Source organism: Exiguobacterium sp. s95, from assembly GCF_018618655.1.
Classification (GTDB): Bacteria; Bacillota; Bacilli; order Exiguobacteriales; family Exiguobacteriaceae; genus Exiguobacterium_A; species Exiguobacterium_A oxidotolerans.
Window position 1 is genome coordinate 1 of record NZ_JACSMM010000012.1, and the last position, 16,623, is coordinate 16,623.

Below are 16,623 nucleotides of genomic sequence, written 5' to 3' on the forward strand. Positions count from 1 at the left end.
GACTCCGGCACAATACCGAAGCCATCTCATAGCAGCTTAAACAATAAAGGTGCTTTTATTAAATTGTCCAAACTATAGGGCGCAGTTCACATGCTACGTCTTCAGCATGTAAAAGCGAGTGGTTTTTTTGTGCTAGAAAAAGCGTCTCCGCCACAGAATAAAGGCAGCGAGTCCGGAGAAGAAAATCATCATCCCAAAGACAATCCAAAAGCCGATGACTTCACCTTCCCACGGCACATGGACGTTCATCCCGAACATTCCGGAAATCATTGTCGGGATTGAAATAACAATCGTGATTGAGGCTAAAAACTTCATGACGAAGTTTACATTGTTCGAGATGACGGAACCAAACGTATCCATCGTCGAACTGATGATATCTTTATAGATTTGTGCCATCTCCATTGCCTGGCGGTGCTCGACGAAAACATCTTCTAGTAAATCTTCATCGTCTTCATGTTTCTCGAGACTCGGTGTTTTAATGATGCGATCAAGAACACCATCGTTTGATTTAAGTGACGTCATGAAATAGACGAGGGATTTTTGTAAGTTCATCAGTTGAAAAATTTCTTGATTTCGCATCGAACGTTGAAGTTCATCTTCGAGTTCGTCCATTCGGCGATCGATTTGACGAAGGAAACGAAGGTAAGAAGAGCTGACTTTATAAAGAATTTGAAATACAAAGCGTGAACGATAATTCGTCCGGAATGTCCGTAATTTACCGTTCGAGAACAAGGTCAACACGTCGAGTTGTTGCGAACAGACGGTGATGAAATGCCTCGACGTCACGATGATACCGAGCGGGATCGTGTTGTAGCGTCGTCCCGATGACTCTTCTTCGATGTACGGAACATCGACAATCATCAAGAGCCCTTCATCATCTTTTTCAAAACGAGGTTTTTCCTCAACGTCCAGTGGGTCATAGATAAAATCCTCAGGAATCTTTGTGGCAGCAATGACTTGGTCGGCTTCGTCTTTTGTCGGATTGACAAGATGAATCCAAGAACCTTTCGTGAATTCTTGAATTTCGTTGACTGCCCCGGTCACATCACTTCGATAAATCGTCAACATATGTCTATCCCTCCTGCTCTTCACTTGCTTATTATAGGGACAGAAGATAGGGCGTGTAAATGATTCTCAGATTTTTTTTTACGACATTTAATGTTAAAATGAAACCAGAGGGGGGAACCAGATGCCTTTTTTTAATCAAAAGAAGTTAGAGGAATTACGTTCAATCGCCGGTGGGGACCACGTATTTTTACAAAAGATTGGTGAAACATACATTGCGCAGTTTGATCGTAAATTTCCTGAACTAGAGCAAGCGATCAATAACAATGATCCGGGACAGACAGAAAAAATCGCACATTTACTTAAAGGTGCCTCCTATTCGGTCGCGGCGGACGATTTGGCAGATGAGTTCGAACAACTTGAAAAAGAAGCAGAAACGGGTTCGCTTGAAAATGCGAATCAGGTTTTGCAAAACATTGATCAATCTATGGTGGAGTTCAGAAAAGTCTGGTTGGATGCTTTTATTGGAAAGAATTCGGACTCGATCAAGTAATTGATGAAAAAAGTAAACCGGCGTTCACGATTTCGTGGACGCTTCTTTTTTTTTTGTGAATTGAAAAATCGGAGCCCACTGGAAAGTGAGCTCCGATATAACCGTCAACAACGTCTTACAAGACGTATGAATCGACCGTTTCGATCAAACGACCGATTTCTGGTTTTGTAATTTGTGCATTGACCCCAACAGATTCACCTTTATGGCGAAGATCATCTGAAATCAAGGAAGAGAAGACGATGATTGGCAGTTCGGCATACCGGTCGTCTTCACGAAGGCGTTTCGATAAATGAAGTCCGTCCATTTTCGGCATCTCGATATCTGTGATCAACAAGTCACAATCGCTACCTGCTTCGAAGGCGTCAAATGCATCTTTTCCGTTGATGAACCATTTTAAGCCGTGATATCCTGCTTCTTCAAGCGTCTCAATGATGAGTGTCCGGAGCATTTCTGAATCTTCGGCAATCCAAATCGTTTTGTTCGATCTGTCACGCGGTTGGACGCGACGTCCTTCTTCACGTGCGAAGATGTCTTTACGAGACAGTTCGAGTGCGATTTTTTCATAATCGAGTAAGATGATCATCTTATCGCCTGTCTTGACGACGCCGTTCGTCAATCCTTCGATTCCACGTGCGAGTTCGTTCGGTGTATCAATTTGTTCCCACGAGATACGTCTGATCTCCGTGACAGAATCGACGCGAAGGACACTTTTCTCGCCATTGAACTCACAGATGATCAACCGATCTTCCGTCGCTTCGTCATGGGCTACACCGATGACAGTCGGCAAATCGATGACCGTCATGACTTCACCGCGTAGTTCGATTAATCCTTTGACGGCATCTGGTGTTCCTGGGAGTGGTGTCATCGGTAACGGAACGATGATTTCACGCACTTTCATGACGTTAATCCCAAATGTATAAGGACCACAATGGAAAATGACGATTTCTAATTCATTCGTACCCGCTTCTAACAAAATATCGTGTTGATTGTACACGTGATTTATCCCCTTTCGTTCCTGCACATTCACTTCTGCCTAGTTATCGGCACATTTCGTAAAACATTCCATATCAAATTCAATAAAAAAACTATTGTAATCGCTTTCATAATATGTTAAGCAAAATGTTTGGCATTTGTCTGACCAATTGTTTACAATAGCTATGCAGCCACACACTGAAGTGACAGAGAGAAAAAACATATGGAGGTAGAGTGGAATGAATACAACAAAAACAACGTATACATTTTTATTGGATGGACAATGGTATGAGAGTGAATCAAAAGAGACAATCGAAATCTCTTCACCATATAAAGAAGAACTCGTTGGTCGTGTACAAGCGATGACGAAACCAGAAGTCGACCGTGCGATTGCTTCAGCAAAAGCGGCACAAACGACTTGGGCGAAACAACCAGCAAACAAACGTGCTGAACTATTACATGCATGGGCAACAGAACTTGAAAAACGCGCTGACGAAATCGGCGAAGTCATCATGCGTGAAGTGGGTAAAGGACGTGCAGATGGCGTTAAAGAAGTGAAGCGGACTGCGGAAATCATTCGGTATACAGCAGAAGAAGGTCTTCGTTTTGACGGTCAAATGATGCAAGGCGATTCATTCCCAGGTGGGAGTGCCAAAAAACTTGCAGTCATCAAAAAAGCGCCACTCGGCGTCGTCCTTGCGATTTCACCATTTAACTACCCGGTCAATTTAGCGGCAGCAAAACTTGCACCGGCGTTGATGACAGGAAACGCGGTTGTCTTCAAACCGGCAACACAAGGTTCAATCAGTGGAATCTTGATGATTGAAGCACTCGTCGCAGCAGGTCTTCCGTCAGGTCTCGTTAACGTCGTGACAGGTCGGGGATCAGTCATCGGTGACTATTTAACAGCACATCCAGGAATTGATATGATTACTTTCACGGGTGGTACAGGGACGGGACGTCACTTGTCTCGCCAATCAGCGATGATCCCACTTGTACTTGAACTCGGTGGAAAAGACCCGGCACTCGTCTTAGAAGACGCGGACCTTTCATTAGCAGCGGATCACATCATCAGTGGAGCGTTCTCTTATTCTGGACAACGCTGCACAGCGATCAAACGTGTATTCGTCTTAGATCATCAAGCGGATGCGCTCGTTGACGAATTAACAACACGGATCGCGAAGTTAACGGTCGGTTCACCTGAAGACGACAGTGTCGTAGTTCCATTGATCGATACAAAATCAGCGGATTACGTGGAGGGCTTGATTACGGATGCGAAAGATCAAGGTGCAACAATCGTTACTGGTGGAAACCGGACGAACAACTTGATTGAACCAACACTAATCGACAACGTGACACGTGACATGCGTGTTGCTTGGGAAGAACCGTTCGGACCCGTCTTACCAATCATTCGTGTCAGCTCAGTCGAAGAGATGATTTCGTACTCGAACGAATCGGAATACGGTCTTCAAGCAAGTGTCTTTACGGAAAACATTGATTCAGCTTTTGCTGTAGCGGATGCCCTTGAAACAGGTTCTGTTCAAATTAATGGTCGGACTGAACGTGGCCCAGACCACTTCCCATTCATCGGCGTTAAATCATCTGGACTTGGTGTGCAGGGTGTCGGACGAAGTCTTGCTTCGATGACGCGTGATAAACTGACTGTCCTTAATTTAAAATAAAATTTGCAATAAACGAGCGACCTTTCATTCTGCGAAAGGTCGCTTTTTTTGCATCCAATTCCAGACGGTTTACGTATGCTTTAGTGAAGGGATGCAAGAGAGTGACAGACAAAGTTTGCGGCTCGGGTTCATTTTTCTCTATAATGAAGGAAACTAGTGAGAGAAATGAGGGGATTCCAAGTGAACAGCAAAGATGAAATCTTCACGCTACCGATCCCAACGCCGTTTCCAGTCGGTGATATCAATTGTTACGTCCTCAAAACGGACAATGAAAATATTTTGATTGATTGTGGACCGGATACGGCAGAAGCTTGGCACGCCATGCAAGAGGGTTTGCAGAAAATCGGCTTGTCTGTCGAAGAACTCGACAAAGTAATCGTGACGCATCACCACGCCGATCATGCCGGAATGGCTTATCGTTTTTCTGAAAAAGGAATTGCGATTTACGGGCACGCACGACTTCGTCCCTATTTAGAACAGGATACGGACTTCTTGAATAGTGGCGATGCCTTTTTGCAACGCTTAGCGATGTCGTTCGGGGTGCCAAAAGAAATACGAGCGTTGCTACCGAGTTATCTGTCGGCCCTTAAATGGCTCGGAAAAGGACAACTCGACTATGTCCTAAAAGAAGGAGATTCCATCACGGCGGCAGGTACATACCGCGTGATTGAGTTGCCGGGACACGCAAGCGACCAGATCGGGATTCTCGGTCAAGACGGAACATTGTTCGCAGCCGACCATTTACTGGCACGGATTGAGCCGAACCCGTTACTTGAACAGCCGCAAGCAGGAGATGCGTCCGATATAAAACGCCCTGTCCTTGCATATATGCGCTCGCTCGAAAAGCTTCAAGGTGAACGGATCACGATCGCCTACACCGGTCATGGCGAAACAATCCGTGACGTTCCATCCTTGATTGAAGAACGGTTGCTCCAACGTAAGGTCCGCGGTGAGCAACTTTTGAAACATCTGACAGGAGAGCAGACATTATTTGACTTAGCGCAGTTGACGTACGGCAATCGTCTAAAAAAATCGTTTCCGCTCGTCATGAGTGAGATGAAAGCACGACTCGATTATTTAGTCGCAAGCGGTCAAATTACAGTCGAAAAACGAGACGCGGTTCTTTATTATTCGAAGGCGGGAGTTAGCGGATGAATCTAATGAATAAAACGGTTGTCTTGACGGGAGCATCGAGCGGACTCGGTGAAGCGTTAGCGCGCGTGTTGAACCGGCAAGGAGCGAATTTGATTTTGATTGCCCGCCGTGCCGATCGGCTCGAACGCTTAGCAAGAGAGTTGCATGCTGACTATATCGTCTATGACTTAGAACATTCACCGGAGCATTTAGCCGAACGAATCCAGGTCGACTATGGCATGATTGATGTATTGATCAATAATGCCGGATTCGGAGAATTCAGTTTCTTGCAGGATACCTCGATTGAGACGATTGAATCGATGCACCGGATCAATGTCCTGACGCCCGTTCGGTTGACAAAAGCGTGTCTATCTTTCCTGCGTCCGAATGGAATGATTGTCAATGTCGCGAGTCAGGCAGGAAAGCTGCCGACTCCGAAATCGACCATCTACTGCATGACAAAAGCAAGCCTGCTTCAGTTCTCGAATGCATTGCGACTTGAATTACGACCAAAAGGAATTCATGTGATGACGGTTAATCCGGGACCGATCGCGACTGAATTTTTCATTCGCGCCGATCTGAGTCGCAAATATGAAAAGAATGTCGCCTCGATTTTGTTATCGAAAGAGTCGCTTGCAAAAACGGTGGTCCGAGCGATCGAGCGTCAAAAACGAGAGGTCAATGCACCGTGGTGGATGGAACTTTCAGCGAAAGCATATGCCGTTTGTCCCCGATTGATTGAATGGCTCGGTAAGTCCGGATTTGACAAAAAATGATGGGGTGGAATGAAAATGTTAAAAAAAGTAATCGGTATCGCTGTCGGTGGGTTGTTGCTTGCCGGGTGTGGCGCAACTTCTGACTTGCCGGCAAAGGACGAAGTGCTAGGTTCATCCTATAAAATGATTGAACAGGAAGCAGAGAAAACGACGGTCCGGATGTACATGTGGGGTGGAGATGACGGAATCAATGCCTATATCGACGAGTACGTCGCACCCAAGTTGAAAAAAGAGCATCAAATCACATTGAAGCGAGTGCCGATAGAAACAGCGGACATCATTCAGAAATTGCGTGCTGAAAAAACAGCCGGTAAGGACACAGGCGTGATTGATGTCGTCTGGATTAACGGCGATAATTTCCGAAATGCGAAAAAAGACGGCCTGTTATATGGTGACATCGCGCGCGTCTTACCGAACATCAAGCAAGTCGATGCCGCGGCGCAAGCTTCAGATAGTGGGACGAAGACGGAAGGGCTCGAAGCGGCCTGGGGAAAAGTCCAGTTTGCGTTCCATTATGATCAAGCCAGTGTTGCCAAACCACCGATGGACTTAAACGAGTTAAAAGACTGGGTCAAAGCAAACCCAGGAAAATTCACTTATCCGGAAGTGACGGATTTCACGGGAAATGCGTTTGTCCGTCACGTCATGTACGGGGTTGAATCAAATGAAACGTTGAAGAACCCGAAAAGCGACTTTAAAAAGACATGGGCTTATTTAAACGATTTAAAGCCGTACCTTTGGAAAGAAGGGAAAACCTATCCGAAGACGCTCGCTCAGCTCGATCAATTGTATGCGAAGGGGGATGTCGCGTTCACGATGGGCTTCAATGAACGCCGGGCCGAACAGGAAGTAGCGTCCGGGACCTTCCCTGAAGAAACGCGTCCGCTCATCTTAGAAGAAGGTTCGATTGCGTCGACCCACTTCCTATCGGTTCCGTTTAACGCACCAAATCCAAAAGGGGCGCTCGTTGCAATCAACGAATTGTTATCAGCAGATGCGCAGTTGAAGAAATATGACGCGACCTACTGGGGGGACGGGACGAGTCTTGATTTAAGTACGTTGACGTCAACAGAACAACAAGCGTTTAAGGATGTCCCGGCAGCAAAATCGACACCGACACCAGATGCATTTGAAGGAAAAGTCCGAGCGGAGCTCGACCCGGAATTCTTCGAGGTCATTCGAAAGGATTGGCCGGAACGTGTGGCGCGGTAATCCTTACCCCGCCGTCTTCTTGATTGCTGGAATGGTTCTTTATGGACTGTTCATCAGTGTATCAATGACGACAGTCGCCGATTATCGTGCATTGTTAAGCGATACTGTGTTTCTTGAAAGCATTGCGTTAAGTCTGTACGTTGCACTGAGTAGCACGTTACTTTCGTTAGGGGTCGGTTTCGGCTTAGCTCAATTTTTCTCAAGGCGAGGGGGGATAGCGGAACAAATCCTCGCACTTCCGCTGTTTATCCCGCATCTTGGTGCAGCATATCTTGCGATTCTCTACTTCAGTAATGTACCGATGATTGGTCCGCATGAGACGAATCATTTCAGTATCATCTTGACTTACGTATATAAAGAAACACCGTTCATCTTTTTTTATCTCATTCCTGTTTTTCGACGGCTTGATCACCGGTATGAGGAATTGGGGCAACTGCTTGGATTATCTAGGATTCGCCGATTTTGGCATGGAAAAGGTGTTTTTATTTTGTTTCCGGCACTTGAAGCTAGCTTCATCGTTTTTGCATTTGTTCTATTTGCCTACGAAGTGCCGGCATTGCTTGGTGTGACGTATCCGAAAATGATTGGTGTATATGTATTTGATTTATATACGCAAGGAGACCTGTCGCAACAACCAACGGCTTTTGCCATCAGTGTCGTCTTGACGACGTTGCTCTTCATGATGTTAGCCGTCTTCACGTGGTGGATTCGACCGATCACAGAGCGAATCAGTAAGGGGCGGATTGAATGAAGCAACGAATCGTTACGCTATTGATCGCTTGTCTCGTCGTTGCACCGCTGCTGGGAATCATTCCGAAATCATTTTCTCTAAATCCGCGAATCGTCGAGACGTTGACGACGACGCTCTTCATGATTGCAGCAGTGACGTTTTTGAACCACGTAATTGGTTATGCGGCAGGGAAAGCCATTGCCTTTCAGACGGGACGAATCATTCAACTGGCTGAGTTGTTGATTAGTCTGCCACTGTTTTTACCTGTATTATTGCTCTCATTCGGTCTTTATTTGACGTGGATCCGTTTAGGTTTGGCTGATCAATTCCTTGGCGTGTTACTCGTCCTTTTGTTACCGACACTTCCGTACACGGTCCGCCTTTATACGAACGGATTTCAGGCGCTCGGTGAACAACTACTCGAACAGACGGTCCTTGTTGAGGCAAACCGCTTGAAGCGATTTTTCTTTTTAGTCGGACCGTTGCTTCGTCCGACATTACAATCGGTGACATTGCTCGTCACCGTCATCACACTTAGTCAGTATGCACTCGTCGTGCTCATCGGCGGTGGCGTCGTTCGGATGCTCGCACTTGAAGTCTTCCCCCTTTACTCTGGGAATGCGGTTGATGCGGCTAAAGAAGCGACGATTTGGTTGATCGGGTTACCATTTTTGATTTATCTAGGGCAAATGTTGTTCTTTACCTTATGGATAGAAGGGGTTCGGAGGTTATTAGATGGACGTAAAAATTAATAAAGTGATGAAGCGTTTCGGTAAAACGACCGTCTTGCAAGACATCGATCTAACCATCGCCTCGGGACAATGCGTTGCGCTTGTCGGACCGAGTGGAAGCGGGAAGACGACGTTACTGCGCTTGATTGCCGGATTAGAAAAGGTCTCAGGTGGAACGATTCACTTCGGAGAGCGTGACGTTACGAAAACAGTCCCGAGTAAACGCGGAGTGACGATGCTGTTTCAACGACCACTACTGTTTCCCCATCTCACGATCGGGCAGAACATCCGCCTTGGCATGCGAGGGGATACCCGACAAGTCTCGGAGTGGCTCGACCGCGTCGGGTTACCGGGACGTGAAGCGGACTTTGTCCATCAACTGTCGGGAGGCGAGCAACAACGTGCGAGCTTAGCACGTGCCCTTGCGAGTCAACCGAACTTTTTATTATTAGACGAGCCGTTTTCAAGCCTCGATTTGCCGCGGAGGCGTGAATTACGGACGTTGATTCGTCGCCTGACGGAGCAACAAGGCGTGACGACGTTGCTTGTCACACATGATCGCGAAGAAGCGATGGCAATGGCGGACTATGTGTATGTCATGCAGGCAGGACGCATTATCGAGCAAGGGCGACCTGTTGCTTTAAGCGAGACGAGTCCGTTTTTTGGAGATGGTCTTGCCTTAGACGGGACATGGTATCCGCTGTCTGCGATCGAGTTGGTCTTAAGACCGACGAATCAAACGAATGAACGTGTTACGATTACGAAAGAATTAATCCAATATGGTGTTCGGTTCTATGAAGTCGAACGGGCAACCGGCGAGCGACTCGTCATTCAGACAAGAAGAGCGTTCGACGAAGCGACGACTGTTTATGTCGTCAGAAAGGAGGACTAATATGTTAGATACACGAGCACGAAAGATGGTGCAACCTGTGTTCGACCAAGCGGCGACCGGTTTGAAAAAGCTTGGTCTGTCGGCGAATCAAGTCACAATCATTTCCGGCATCATCGGAGGGGCAACGGGATTCTTCGTCTACAATGACATGATGGGAATTGCGATTCTCTTATTGTGGATTTCTGGAATGCTTGATGTCGTCGATGGGACGATGGCACGTCGCGAAAAACCGACAGCGATTGGAACGATCCTTGATCTTGTACTAGATCGAATCGTCGAGTTGTCCGTGCTGATCGGGATTGCGCTTCGTTTTCCGGAAACACAAATCGTCATGCTCTTTTTAATTGCGTCCTTTGTCATCGGTATGACGATGTTTCTCGCGATTGGGGCAGTCAGTGAAAATTATGGCATCAAGTCCTTCCAATACCAGCCGGGTCTCGTTGAACGGACAGAGGGGTTCTTGTTTTTAACGGCAATGCTGTTATTCCCAAGTGCAATCATCTGGATTGCGATCGTCTTCTTGATTGCAGAGCTGTATACGGTAGGCGAGCGCTTCTATCAAGCCTCTAAGGTGCTGGGATGAGTGAACAGGAGTTAATCATGGTCACGGATCAGGCCGGGCATCCATTATTCACGGCGTCACGAAACCGGGTACATGCTGAAGGGTTATGGCATGAGACGTTCCACTGCTTCGTCGTGAATCGAGAGCAACGAATCGTTCTTCTTCAAGAACGGGCAACTGGAAAAAAGGATTTTCCAAATTGTCTCGACATTACAGCGGCAGGACATTTACTTGCCGGTGAAACCGTTGCTGATGGTGTTCGTGAACTCGAAGAAGAGCTCGGACTCGTCCGGACGATGGATCAGTTGGAGCACGTTGGTATTTTTCTAGAAGAACTGACGTTGCCGGGATTCATTGATCGCGAGCGGACTCAGGTCTTTTTGACGGAATCGAACCAAGCCATTTTTGACTATCATTTACAAGCGACTGAAGTCAAACGGCTGGTCGCTTTTTCATTCGACGCATTTGCTACGTTAGGTGACGAAACGACAACGGAAGTCGTCAGCATCGAGGGTGAACGTTTCGGGCGGAACCGCTTCGTCCCGCACCCGCCGGAGTACTGGGCGATGGTCGAACGAAGCATTGAACAATCTAGCATGTGACAGGAGGAACTGTAGATGAGACAGCGATCTACAGTTTTTTCTTGCTTAAAAAAGTACAAAGTGGCGTAATGCGACGTAATTTGAGATAATTAACAATATATATTATTGATGAAAGAAGGTGCAGCCAGTGGGATTACGATTCGCACTGCTCGGACTGCTAACCCAGGGAGAAGCGACAGGCTATGATTTAAGTACGACGTTCAAAAAACAGATGACGCATTTTTGGACAGCACACCATACGCAAATTTATCGAGAATTATTAAAAATGGAAGAAGCATCACTCGTGACGAGTGTTCATATCGTCCAGGAGGATCTTCCAGATAAAAAAGTCTATTCGATTACAGATAAAGGCCAAACAGAGCTCGTCGCCTGGCTGCGGGCACCGAGTGAATTTAAGCCAAAAATGAAAGATGAGAACTTAATGCGCGTGTCGTTGTTACACCTCTTGCCGCTCGAGGAAGCGATTGCTTACCTTGAAGAATCAAAACGGCATCATCAATTTGCGGTCGACATGATGCAAGTGTGGCGAAAAGATCATTTAGAGAACGGGGCGACACTCGGGGAGACATTGACGAGTGAATACGGTCTACGGATGATGCTGAATTACCTCGATTGGTGTGACTGGGCAATCGAAGAAATCAAAAGAAGTCAAACGAGTGTTTGATTGTGATGGGATAGGGAGTAGAGAACGTGAGTGTATTTAAAGATTATCAAGACTGGCTGGACGAAGAGACGGATGACATCATCAAACGACATGCAACATATGCCGCCGCTGAATTGAAATTAGGTGGAGAAGTCGGAGACTACTATGTTGATGCGGGGCTAATCGATCAATTCGTCATGCGACATGTCTCGTGGTTGTCGATCAGTGAAATCGAAGACATTCTGACAGAGTCTGAAAACAGCGACCGTGTGGAACTTCTCGAACCAACAGATCACGAAGAAGATATGCAACGTCAGCAAGCAGAACACGTGTTACGAATGGATGTAAAAGAAATGTTGGCGTCAAAAACACGCCCCTTCGTCGACGAACGATTACAGGCGCTCACTCAACAGATTCGTCCGCTTCAAGACCGTCAGGCAGAAGCGCAGGCGGCATTCGATGAAATCGAACGGACGATTGAGACAGGAACAGCACCAAAAATCATTCCGAAGCGTTGGTATCGACGGGAACGTGTGGTTGAACAGTCGTTTACCGATGAAGAGCGTACGAACCTTGAGGAGCAGCTTGAAGCACGACAGCAGCAGCTCGTTATTGAAGACCGCACGGTTGCGGCAGCCGAACGTGAAATACTGATGCTTCAGCGGGCGCTTAACGAAGGGAAATGACCCGAAGTGAAAACAGCACCTCCACCTTTGTTCAGGGGGGGTGCTGTTTTGCATGTAGACAACGTCACGTAGGGGGATAAAAGCGTCTCCCTAGCACGCAAAGACGCATTTTTTTCCGTAGAAGTCGACGAAAAGGGACGTCTTTCAGGTGGACCGTCTTGAATCGTTTCCAAAACGACAGAGTATCTTCACTGATCTTAAAGAAAGCTAAAAAAATCTCGCTTTCTAATCTAATCGCTTCCTAGTGTAAAGCAAACAGGAGCGACCCTGCAGCTTTGCTGTAGCGGCGCGATGTTTGCCACAGGAAGACGATTAGAAAGGAAAGAGAGAGCAAAAAAGATGGGAAATCACATTCAAGTGATCTTCCATCTAAGTTTGTCTACACGCGAAAAAAGCACTTCCACTGATGTTCAGTGGAAGTGCTTAGCATCAACTAAAATTTTAGACAGTCGCGAGTTTAGCGACGATCAATTTAGCGACAGCTTCACTTGAAGCTGGGTTTTGACCTGTGATGACGTTGCCATCGATGACTGCGAATTCTTTACCTGCGTCTGAAGTCAAGAACGTTGCACCTTCATTACGCAACGTTGTTTCGAGTAAGAATGGAACTTTCTCTTCAAGACCTGTTGATTTTTCTTCTTCATCTGTAAAGCCGTTGATTTGACGACCTTCGACGAATGGTTTGCCATCAATCATGACGTGAGCGAAAGCGGCAGGTCCGTGACAAACAGATGCGACGATTCCGTCTTTCTTGACCATTGCTTCGATTGCACCGGCAACTTGTGGATTGTTCGGGAAGTCAACGACCGCACCGTGTCCACCCGGGAAATAAACAGCGTCAAACGATGAAGGATCGACTGTTGAGAGTGAAGCTGTATCTTTTAGTGCTTTACGTGCGTCTTGGAACTTCGGCAGAATTTCTTTGACGAGTGATGCTTTATCGATTGGGACGTCGCCACCTTTAACAGAAACAACAGTGACGTCATGTCCTGCTTCGTTGAATAAGTTGAACGGTGCGGCAAACTCTTCGAACCAAAGTCCTGTTGCGTGTCCGTTCATGTCATCCGCGCTTGTTGAAACGATTAGAATACGTGCCATAATAAAATTCCTCCTCTAGGGTTAACGTTACAAATAAGAGGATTCCCCGGCTTGCTAAAACTCAAACCTTATTGATGTGCTGTATAAGGATGGACCGGCAATGTTTTTAGGACGTGATTGATTTGTTCAAGCGTGACGGGTTCCCGCATCGCCTTGAGATTGGCCTGTAATTGCGACACGCTCGACGCACCAGGCAGTACGATTGCGGCTTGTTGATCGATTGCTTGGAGAGCGAGCGCGGGTAGTGGGTAGTCTTGCAAGAAATTCAATGTTTCTTCGAGTTGTTCTTTATTAAATTGCTCGAACTGGTCAACGGATTGGAGGCGCGACGTACTCTCGGTCGTCAATAATCCTTTTGCGAGCGGACCACGAGCGACGACCTTGACATTTTTTTCATTGAGTAAAGGCAAGAGTGCTTCGATGCGCCGATCGAGTAACGAGTAAGGTGTCATCAAATAATCGAGATCACTATGCTCGAGCCAATACTTAATGACGTTCGGCCGTAAAGAAGAAAGACCATTGGCCTTAATCTTACCGTCTGCTTTTAAATCCTTCACGGCTTGAATCGATGCATCGAGGTCGTCTTCCATCGTTCCGCCGTGGACATAATAGAGATCGAGATAAGGTGTTTCGAGTCGGTTCAGACTTTCAAGACATGCTTGTTTTAAGTACTCGTAACTCGGATCCCACGTCCAACCCGTTCCCGTTGCATTCATTCGGTTCCCGCCTTTAGAGGCGAGGAAAATCCGGCTGCGGTCTTCTTGCGAAAATGTCTGTCCAATCAACGATTCGACGGCTCCGTTCGCGTAGACGTCCGCTGTGTCAAAATGAATGACCCCTTCGTCGAGCGCTGTACGGAGGATTTCTGTTGCTTCTTCTTGTCCGCGTTTTAATATTGTCATTGTGCCTAATCCGAGTCCCATGACTAATCCCTCATTTCTTTCGATATGTGCTACTACAGAACAGTTTATCATATTTATTTCTCCGTCCCCCTGTTGAGGAACTGTTTCATATTTTGAGTTTGAAAAAACAAACTTGCATCAGGAATCAGATAACAGGCATACTGAATAAGAAGAATAAATTACGGCGCGGATAGTTATAGAAGGAAGAGGTGTTCGGAATGGAAGAAAAAACAATCGAACGAGAAGTCATTTATGAAGGAAAAGTCTTTAATGTCGAAAAGCATGTCGTCAGCTTACCAAACGGTAATACATCAGTGCGCGAGCTCGTTTATCATAACGGAGCCGTCGCAATCATCGCCTTTGATGAAAAAGGTGATTTGATTGTCGTCGAGCAGTACCGCAAAGCATTCGAACAGCTATCGATTGAAATTCCTGCGGGAAAACTTGAGGCGGGTGAGAATCCAATTGATTGTGCCGGAAGAGAATTGAAAGAAGAAACAGGTTACGCGGCAGAAGAATTGAAACATGTCTTCGATTTTTACGGGGCACCGGGATTTTGCAGCGAACGCGTACATATATATGAAGCAATCGGTTTGACGGCTGGTGAACGTCAGCTGGATGCAGATGAATTCCTTGAAAACCAGACATTGTCACTTGACCGGGCCTTAGAACTGATTGCAAATGGCACGATTGTCGATGCAAAAACAATCATGGCGATTCAACATTGGCACATCCGTACATTAAAATGATTCTAATTTGGTTGATTTTCAGTTGATAATCATTTTAATTTGAAAATTGATTGAGAATCAGCTATGATAAAAGCATCAGTTTCGACCTAAGGGGGCGCTATGATGGAAAGTCGTGTTGAACGCATTAAAAAACAGCTGAGCGGTAAAGGATATAAGCTGACTCCCCAACGTGAAGCGACTGTGCGTATCCTGCTAGAACATGAGTCGGATCACCTCAGTGCTGAAAATGTCTTTTTATTAGTGAAAGAAAAAAACTCTGATATTGGACTCGCGACCGTGTACCGGACGCTCGAATTATTGACGGAGCTTGAAGTCGTCGATAAGGTCAACTTCGGAGATGGCGTATCTCGATTCGATTTACGACAAGAAGGGGCGAGTCACTCGCATCACCACCTTGTATGTATCGAATGTGGTTCCGTCGAAGAAATTTTAGATGATATGTTAGAAGATGTCGAAAAAGAAATCGTCTCGCGGTTTCACTTTAAAATTAAAGATCATCGCTTGACCTTCCACGGAGTTTGCCATGTTTGTCAGGAGCGTCATGCACGTGAAGCGCTTGAACAAACGCAAACACAAACTGTCTAACCGTCCTTCCACACACAGGGCGGTTTTTTCTTTTTGAAAATATAGGTCAGACCTCTTCACAACGGTTTACACCTTTGATATGATGGGAAAGTAAGCGATTTCTTAAGCCAAGAGGATGAATTCAGTGAGACAACAACTGGAAGCATTTATCAACTATCTCGTCATCGAACGGCAAATGTCAGGAAATACGGCAGCAGCCTATCGAAATGATTTAAACCAGTATCTTCATTCGCTCGAACAAGCAGGGGTGACTTCGCTTGAATTCGTGACACGACATCATATCGTGCTCCATATCGAGAGCTTGTTGAACGCTCAAAAGTCACGGTCGACGGTCAGACGGGCGACGAGTTCGATCCGTTCGTTCCATCAATATTTGGTCGAAGAGCGTCAAGTGGAGAGTGATCCGTCACGTCATTTGGATTTACCGAAACCAGAAAAAAAGCTCCCGGTCGTCTGGAGTCAAACGGACGTCGTTAAGTTGCTTGATTCCGTGGTCGGAAACGATCCGCTCGTCAGACGGGATGCGGCGATGCTTGAACTGTTATACGGTACCGGTATGCGGGTCAGTGAACTGCTACAGTTGACGTTAAACGATCTACAGCTCGAACTCGGTTACTTATCGTGTCTTGGGAAAGGGAACAAAACGCGAATCATTCCAATCAGTACGACAGCGATTGATAGCGTCACGACCTATCTCGAACTAGCACGAAACAGTTTAGGGGGCCTGCAAACGGATTATGTCTTCTTGAATAGTCGGGGAAGCCGGTTATCGCGACAAGGTTTTTGGAAGATGATTAAACGACGTGCAAGAGAAGCGGGTATTGAAAAAGAGATTACGCCACATGTGCTCCGTCATTCATTCGCTACTCATCTACTTGAAAATGGTGCAGATTTACGGGTTGTCCAAGAGATGCTCGGTCATGCCGACTTGTCGACGACGCAAATGTACACGCATGTCAACAAAGGTCGGTTACATGAAGTCTATAAGAATCATCATCCACGTGCATGATGTTCCTTATAAAACAAAGGTCTGACTTCAGACAAATGAAGCGTTTTGTCTAGTCGGTTTGTGGGAAAATCATTAGGGCAGTCGTTCATTACAGTACGTA

At 46.4% G+C, this 16,623-nt stretch carries 19 protein-coding genes; 15 read left to right on the forward strand and 4 right to left on the reverse strand.

The window, feature by feature from the left end; genetic code table 11:
- Positions 1-132: 132 nt before the first annotated feature.
- Positions 133-1,068 carry a magnesium transporter CorA family protein gene (locus KNP99_RS13905; protein WP_029333146.1) on the reverse strand — a complete coding sequence of 312 codons (936 nt, stop codon included), beginning with the start codon at positions 1,066-1,068 and terminating at the stop codon, positions 133-135.
- Between the two features lie 121 nt (positions 1,069-1,189).
- Here KNP99_RS13905 and KNP99_RS13910 point away from each other — a divergent pair, with 121 nt between their 5' ends.
- Positions 1,190-1,558, forward strand: coding sequence for an Hpt domain-containing protein (locus tag KNP99_RS13910; protein WP_088836675.1), 369 nt, complete (start codon positions 1,190-1,192; stop codon positions 1,556-1,558).
- A gap of 115 nt (positions 1,559-1,673) precedes the next feature.
- On the opposite strand, the gene KNP99_RS13915 is transcribed toward KNP99_RS13910, so the two are convergent.
- A complete protein-coding gene (locus tag KNP99_RS13915) occupies positions 1,674-2,552 on the reverse strand; it encodes a chemotaxis protein CheV (RefSeq protein ID WP_088836676.1) in 879 nt (292 codons plus the stop codon).
- 217 nt (positions 2,553-2,769) lie between these two features.
- Here KNP99_RS13915 and KNP99_RS13920 point away from each other — a divergent pair, with 217 nt between their 5' ends.
- From KNP99_RS13920 to KNP99_RS13970, 11 genes are all read left to right on the forward strand, one after another.
- Positions 2,770-4,212, forward strand: coding sequence for an NADP-dependent glyceraldehyde-3-phosphate dehydrogenase (locus KNP99_RS13920; RefSeq protein ID WP_215193323.1), 1,443 nt, complete (start codon positions 2,770-2,772; stop codon positions 4,210-4,212).
- A gap of 180 nt (positions 4,213-4,392) precedes the next feature.
- Positions 4,393-5,367, forward strand: a complete 975-nt coding sequence (locus KNP99_RS13925) for an MBL fold metallo-hydrolase (protein ID WP_215193324.1) — start codon at positions 4,393-4,395, stop codon at positions 5,365-5,367.
- On the forward strand, positions 5,364-6,122 hold the full coding sequence (locus KNP99_RS13930) for an SDR family NAD(P)-dependent oxidoreductase (RefSeq protein WP_215193325.1): 759 nt from the start codon (positions 5,364-5,366) through the stop codon (positions 6,120-6,122). Before KNP99_RS13925 ends, KNP99_RS13930 begins: the two co-directional genes overlap by 4 nt.
- 15 nt (positions 6,123-6,137) lie before the next feature.
- On the forward strand, positions 6,138-7,334 hold the full coding sequence (locus tag KNP99_RS13935) for an ABC transporter substrate-binding protein (RefSeq protein WP_214893122.1): 1,197 nt from the start codon (positions 6,138-6,140) through the stop codon (positions 7,332-7,334).
- Positions 7,321-8,085, forward strand: a complete 765-nt coding sequence (locus tag KNP99_RS13940; RefSeq protein WP_215193326.1) for an ABC transporter permease — start codon at positions 7,321-7,323, stop codon at positions 8,083-8,085. The genes KNP99_RS13935 and KNP99_RS13940 overlap by 14 nt, the downstream gene beginning before the upstream one ends.
- Positions 8,082-8,816 carry an ABC transporter permease subunit gene (locus tag KNP99_RS13945; protein WP_029333661.1) on the forward strand — a complete coding sequence of 245 codons (735 nt, stop codon included), beginning with the start codon at positions 8,082-8,084 and terminating at the stop codon, positions 8,814-8,816. Before KNP99_RS13940 ends, KNP99_RS13945 begins: the two co-directional genes overlap by 4 nt.
- The gene (locus tag KNP99_RS13950) at positions 8,800-9,687 is read left to right on the forward strand and encodes an ABC transporter ATP-binding protein (protein WP_215193327.1); all 888 of its coding nucleotides are present in this window, start codon (positions 8,800-8,802) and stop codon (positions 9,685-9,687) included. Before KNP99_RS13945 ends, KNP99_RS13950 begins: the two co-directional genes overlap by 17 nt.
- 1 nt (position 9,688) lies before the next feature.
- Positions 9,689-10,270 carry a CDP-alcohol phosphatidyltransferase family protein gene (locus KNP99_RS13955; RefSeq protein ID WP_029333155.1) on the forward strand — a complete coding sequence of 194 codons (582 nt, stop codon included), beginning with the start codon at positions 9,689-9,691 and terminating at the stop codon, positions 10,268-10,270.
- Positions 10,267-10,851: an NUDIX hydrolase gene (locus KNP99_RS13960; protein WP_215193328.1), complete on the forward strand. Its 585-nt coding sequence runs from the start codon at positions 10,267-10,269 to the stop codon at positions 10,849-10,851. Before KNP99_RS13955 ends, KNP99_RS13960 begins: the two co-directional genes overlap by 4 nt.
- 127 nt (positions 10,852-10,978) lie before the next feature.
- A complete protein-coding gene (locus KNP99_RS13965; protein ID WP_088836684.1) occupies positions 10,979-11,515 on the forward strand; it encodes a PadR family transcriptional regulator in 537 nt (178 codons plus the stop codon).
- Between the two features lie 26 nt (positions 11,516-11,541).
- Complete coding sequence (locus KNP99_RS13970; protein ID WP_215193329.1) at positions 11,542-12,180, forward strand: hypothetical protein; 639 nt, start codon at positions 11,542-11,544, stop codon at positions 12,178-12,180.
- Positions 12,181-12,621: 441 nt separating this feature from the next.
- Here KNP99_RS13970 and KNP99_RS13975 read toward each other — a convergent pair whose 3' ends face one another.
- Positions 12,622-13,278: a type 1 glutamine amidotransferase domain-containing protein gene (locus KNP99_RS13975; RefSeq protein ID WP_029333159.1), complete on the reverse strand. Its 657-nt coding sequence runs from the start codon at positions 13,276-13,278 to the stop codon at positions 12,622-12,624.
- 68 nt (positions 13,279-13,346) lie between these two features.
- Positions 13,347-14,201, reverse strand: a complete 855-nt coding sequence (locus KNP99_RS13980; RefSeq protein ID WP_215193330.1) for an aldo/keto reductase — start codon at positions 14,199-14,201, stop codon at positions 13,347-13,349.
- A 197-nt stretch (positions 14,202-14,398) separates the two neighbouring features.
- On the opposite strand from KNP99_RS13980, the gene KNP99_RS13985 reads away from it, so the two are divergent.
- From KNP99_RS13985 to xerD, 3 genes are all read left to right on the forward strand, one after another.
- The gene (locus KNP99_RS13985) at positions 14,399-14,929 is read left to right on the forward strand and encodes an NUDIX domain-containing protein (protein ID WP_088836687.1); all 531 of its coding nucleotides are present in this window, start codon (positions 14,399-14,401) and stop codon (positions 14,927-14,929) included.
- A gap of 102 nt (positions 14,930-15,031) precedes the next feature.
- Positions 15,032-15,514, forward strand: a complete 483-nt coding sequence (gene fur, locus KNP99_RS13990) for a ferric iron uptake transcriptional regulator (protein WP_215193331.1) — start codon at positions 15,032-15,034, stop codon at positions 15,512-15,514.
- 124 nt (positions 15,515-15,638) lie between these two features.
- Positions 15,639-16,523, forward strand: a complete 885-nt coding sequence (gene xerD / locus KNP99_RS13995; RefSeq protein ID WP_215193332.1) for a site-specific tyrosine recombinase XerD — start codon at positions 15,639-15,641, stop codon at positions 16,521-16,523.
- The last annotated feature ends 100 nt before the right edge of the window (positions 16,524-16,623 follow it).

Bases quoted from the DNA above. Each gene is read 5' to 3' on its own strand.
- KNP99_RS13905 (WP_029333146.1), bottom strand. From the start codon at position 1,068: ATGTTGACGATTTATCGAAGTGATGTGACCGGGGCAGTCAACGAAATT.
- KNP99_RS13910 (WP_088836675.1), top strand. From the start codon at position 1,190: ATGCCTTTTTTTAATCAAAAGAAGTTAGAGGAATTACGTTCAATCGCC.
- KNP99_RS13920 (WP_215193323.1), top strand. From the start codon at position 2,770: ATGAATACAACAAAAACAACGTATACATTTTTATTGGATGGACAATGG.
- KNP99_RS13930 (WP_215193325.1), top strand. From the start codon at position 5,364: ATGAATCTAATGAATAAAACGGTTGTCTTGACGGGAGCATCGAGCGGA.
- KNP99_RS13935 (WP_214893122.1), top strand. From the start codon at position 6,138: ATGTTAAAAAAAGTAATCGGTATCGCTGTCGGTGGGTTGTTGCTTGCC.
- KNP99_RS13945 (WP_029333661.1), top strand. From the start codon at position 8,082: ATGAAGCAACGAATCGTTACGCTATTGATCGCTTGTCTCGTCGTTGCA.
- KNP99_RS13950 (WP_215193327.1), top strand. From the start codon at position 8,800: ATGGACGTAAAAATTAATAAAGTGATGAAGCGTTTCGGTAAAACGACC.
- KNP99_RS13955 (WP_029333155.1), top strand. From the start codon at position 9,689: ATGTTAGATACACGAGCACGAAAGATGGTGCAACCTGTGTTCGACCAA.
- KNP99_RS13960 (WP_215193328.1), top strand. From the start codon at position 10,267: ATGAGTGAACAGGAGTTAATCATGGTCACGGATCAGGCCGGGCATCCA.
- KNP99_RS13975 (WP_029333159.1), bottom strand. From the start codon at position 13,278: ATGGCACGTATTCTAATCGTTTCAACAAGCGCGGATGACATGAACGGA.
- KNP99_RS13980 (WP_215193330.1), bottom strand. From the start codon at position 14,201: ATGGGACTCGGATTAGGCACAATGACAATATTAAAACGCGGACAAGAA.
- KNP99_RS13985 (WP_088836687.1), top strand. From the start codon at position 14,399: ATGGAAGAAAAAACAATCGAACGAGAAGTCATTTATGAAGGAAAAGTC.
- fur (WP_215193331.1), top strand. From the start codon at position 15,032: ATGGAAAGTCGTGTTGAACGCATTAAAAAACAGCTGAGCGGTAAAGGA.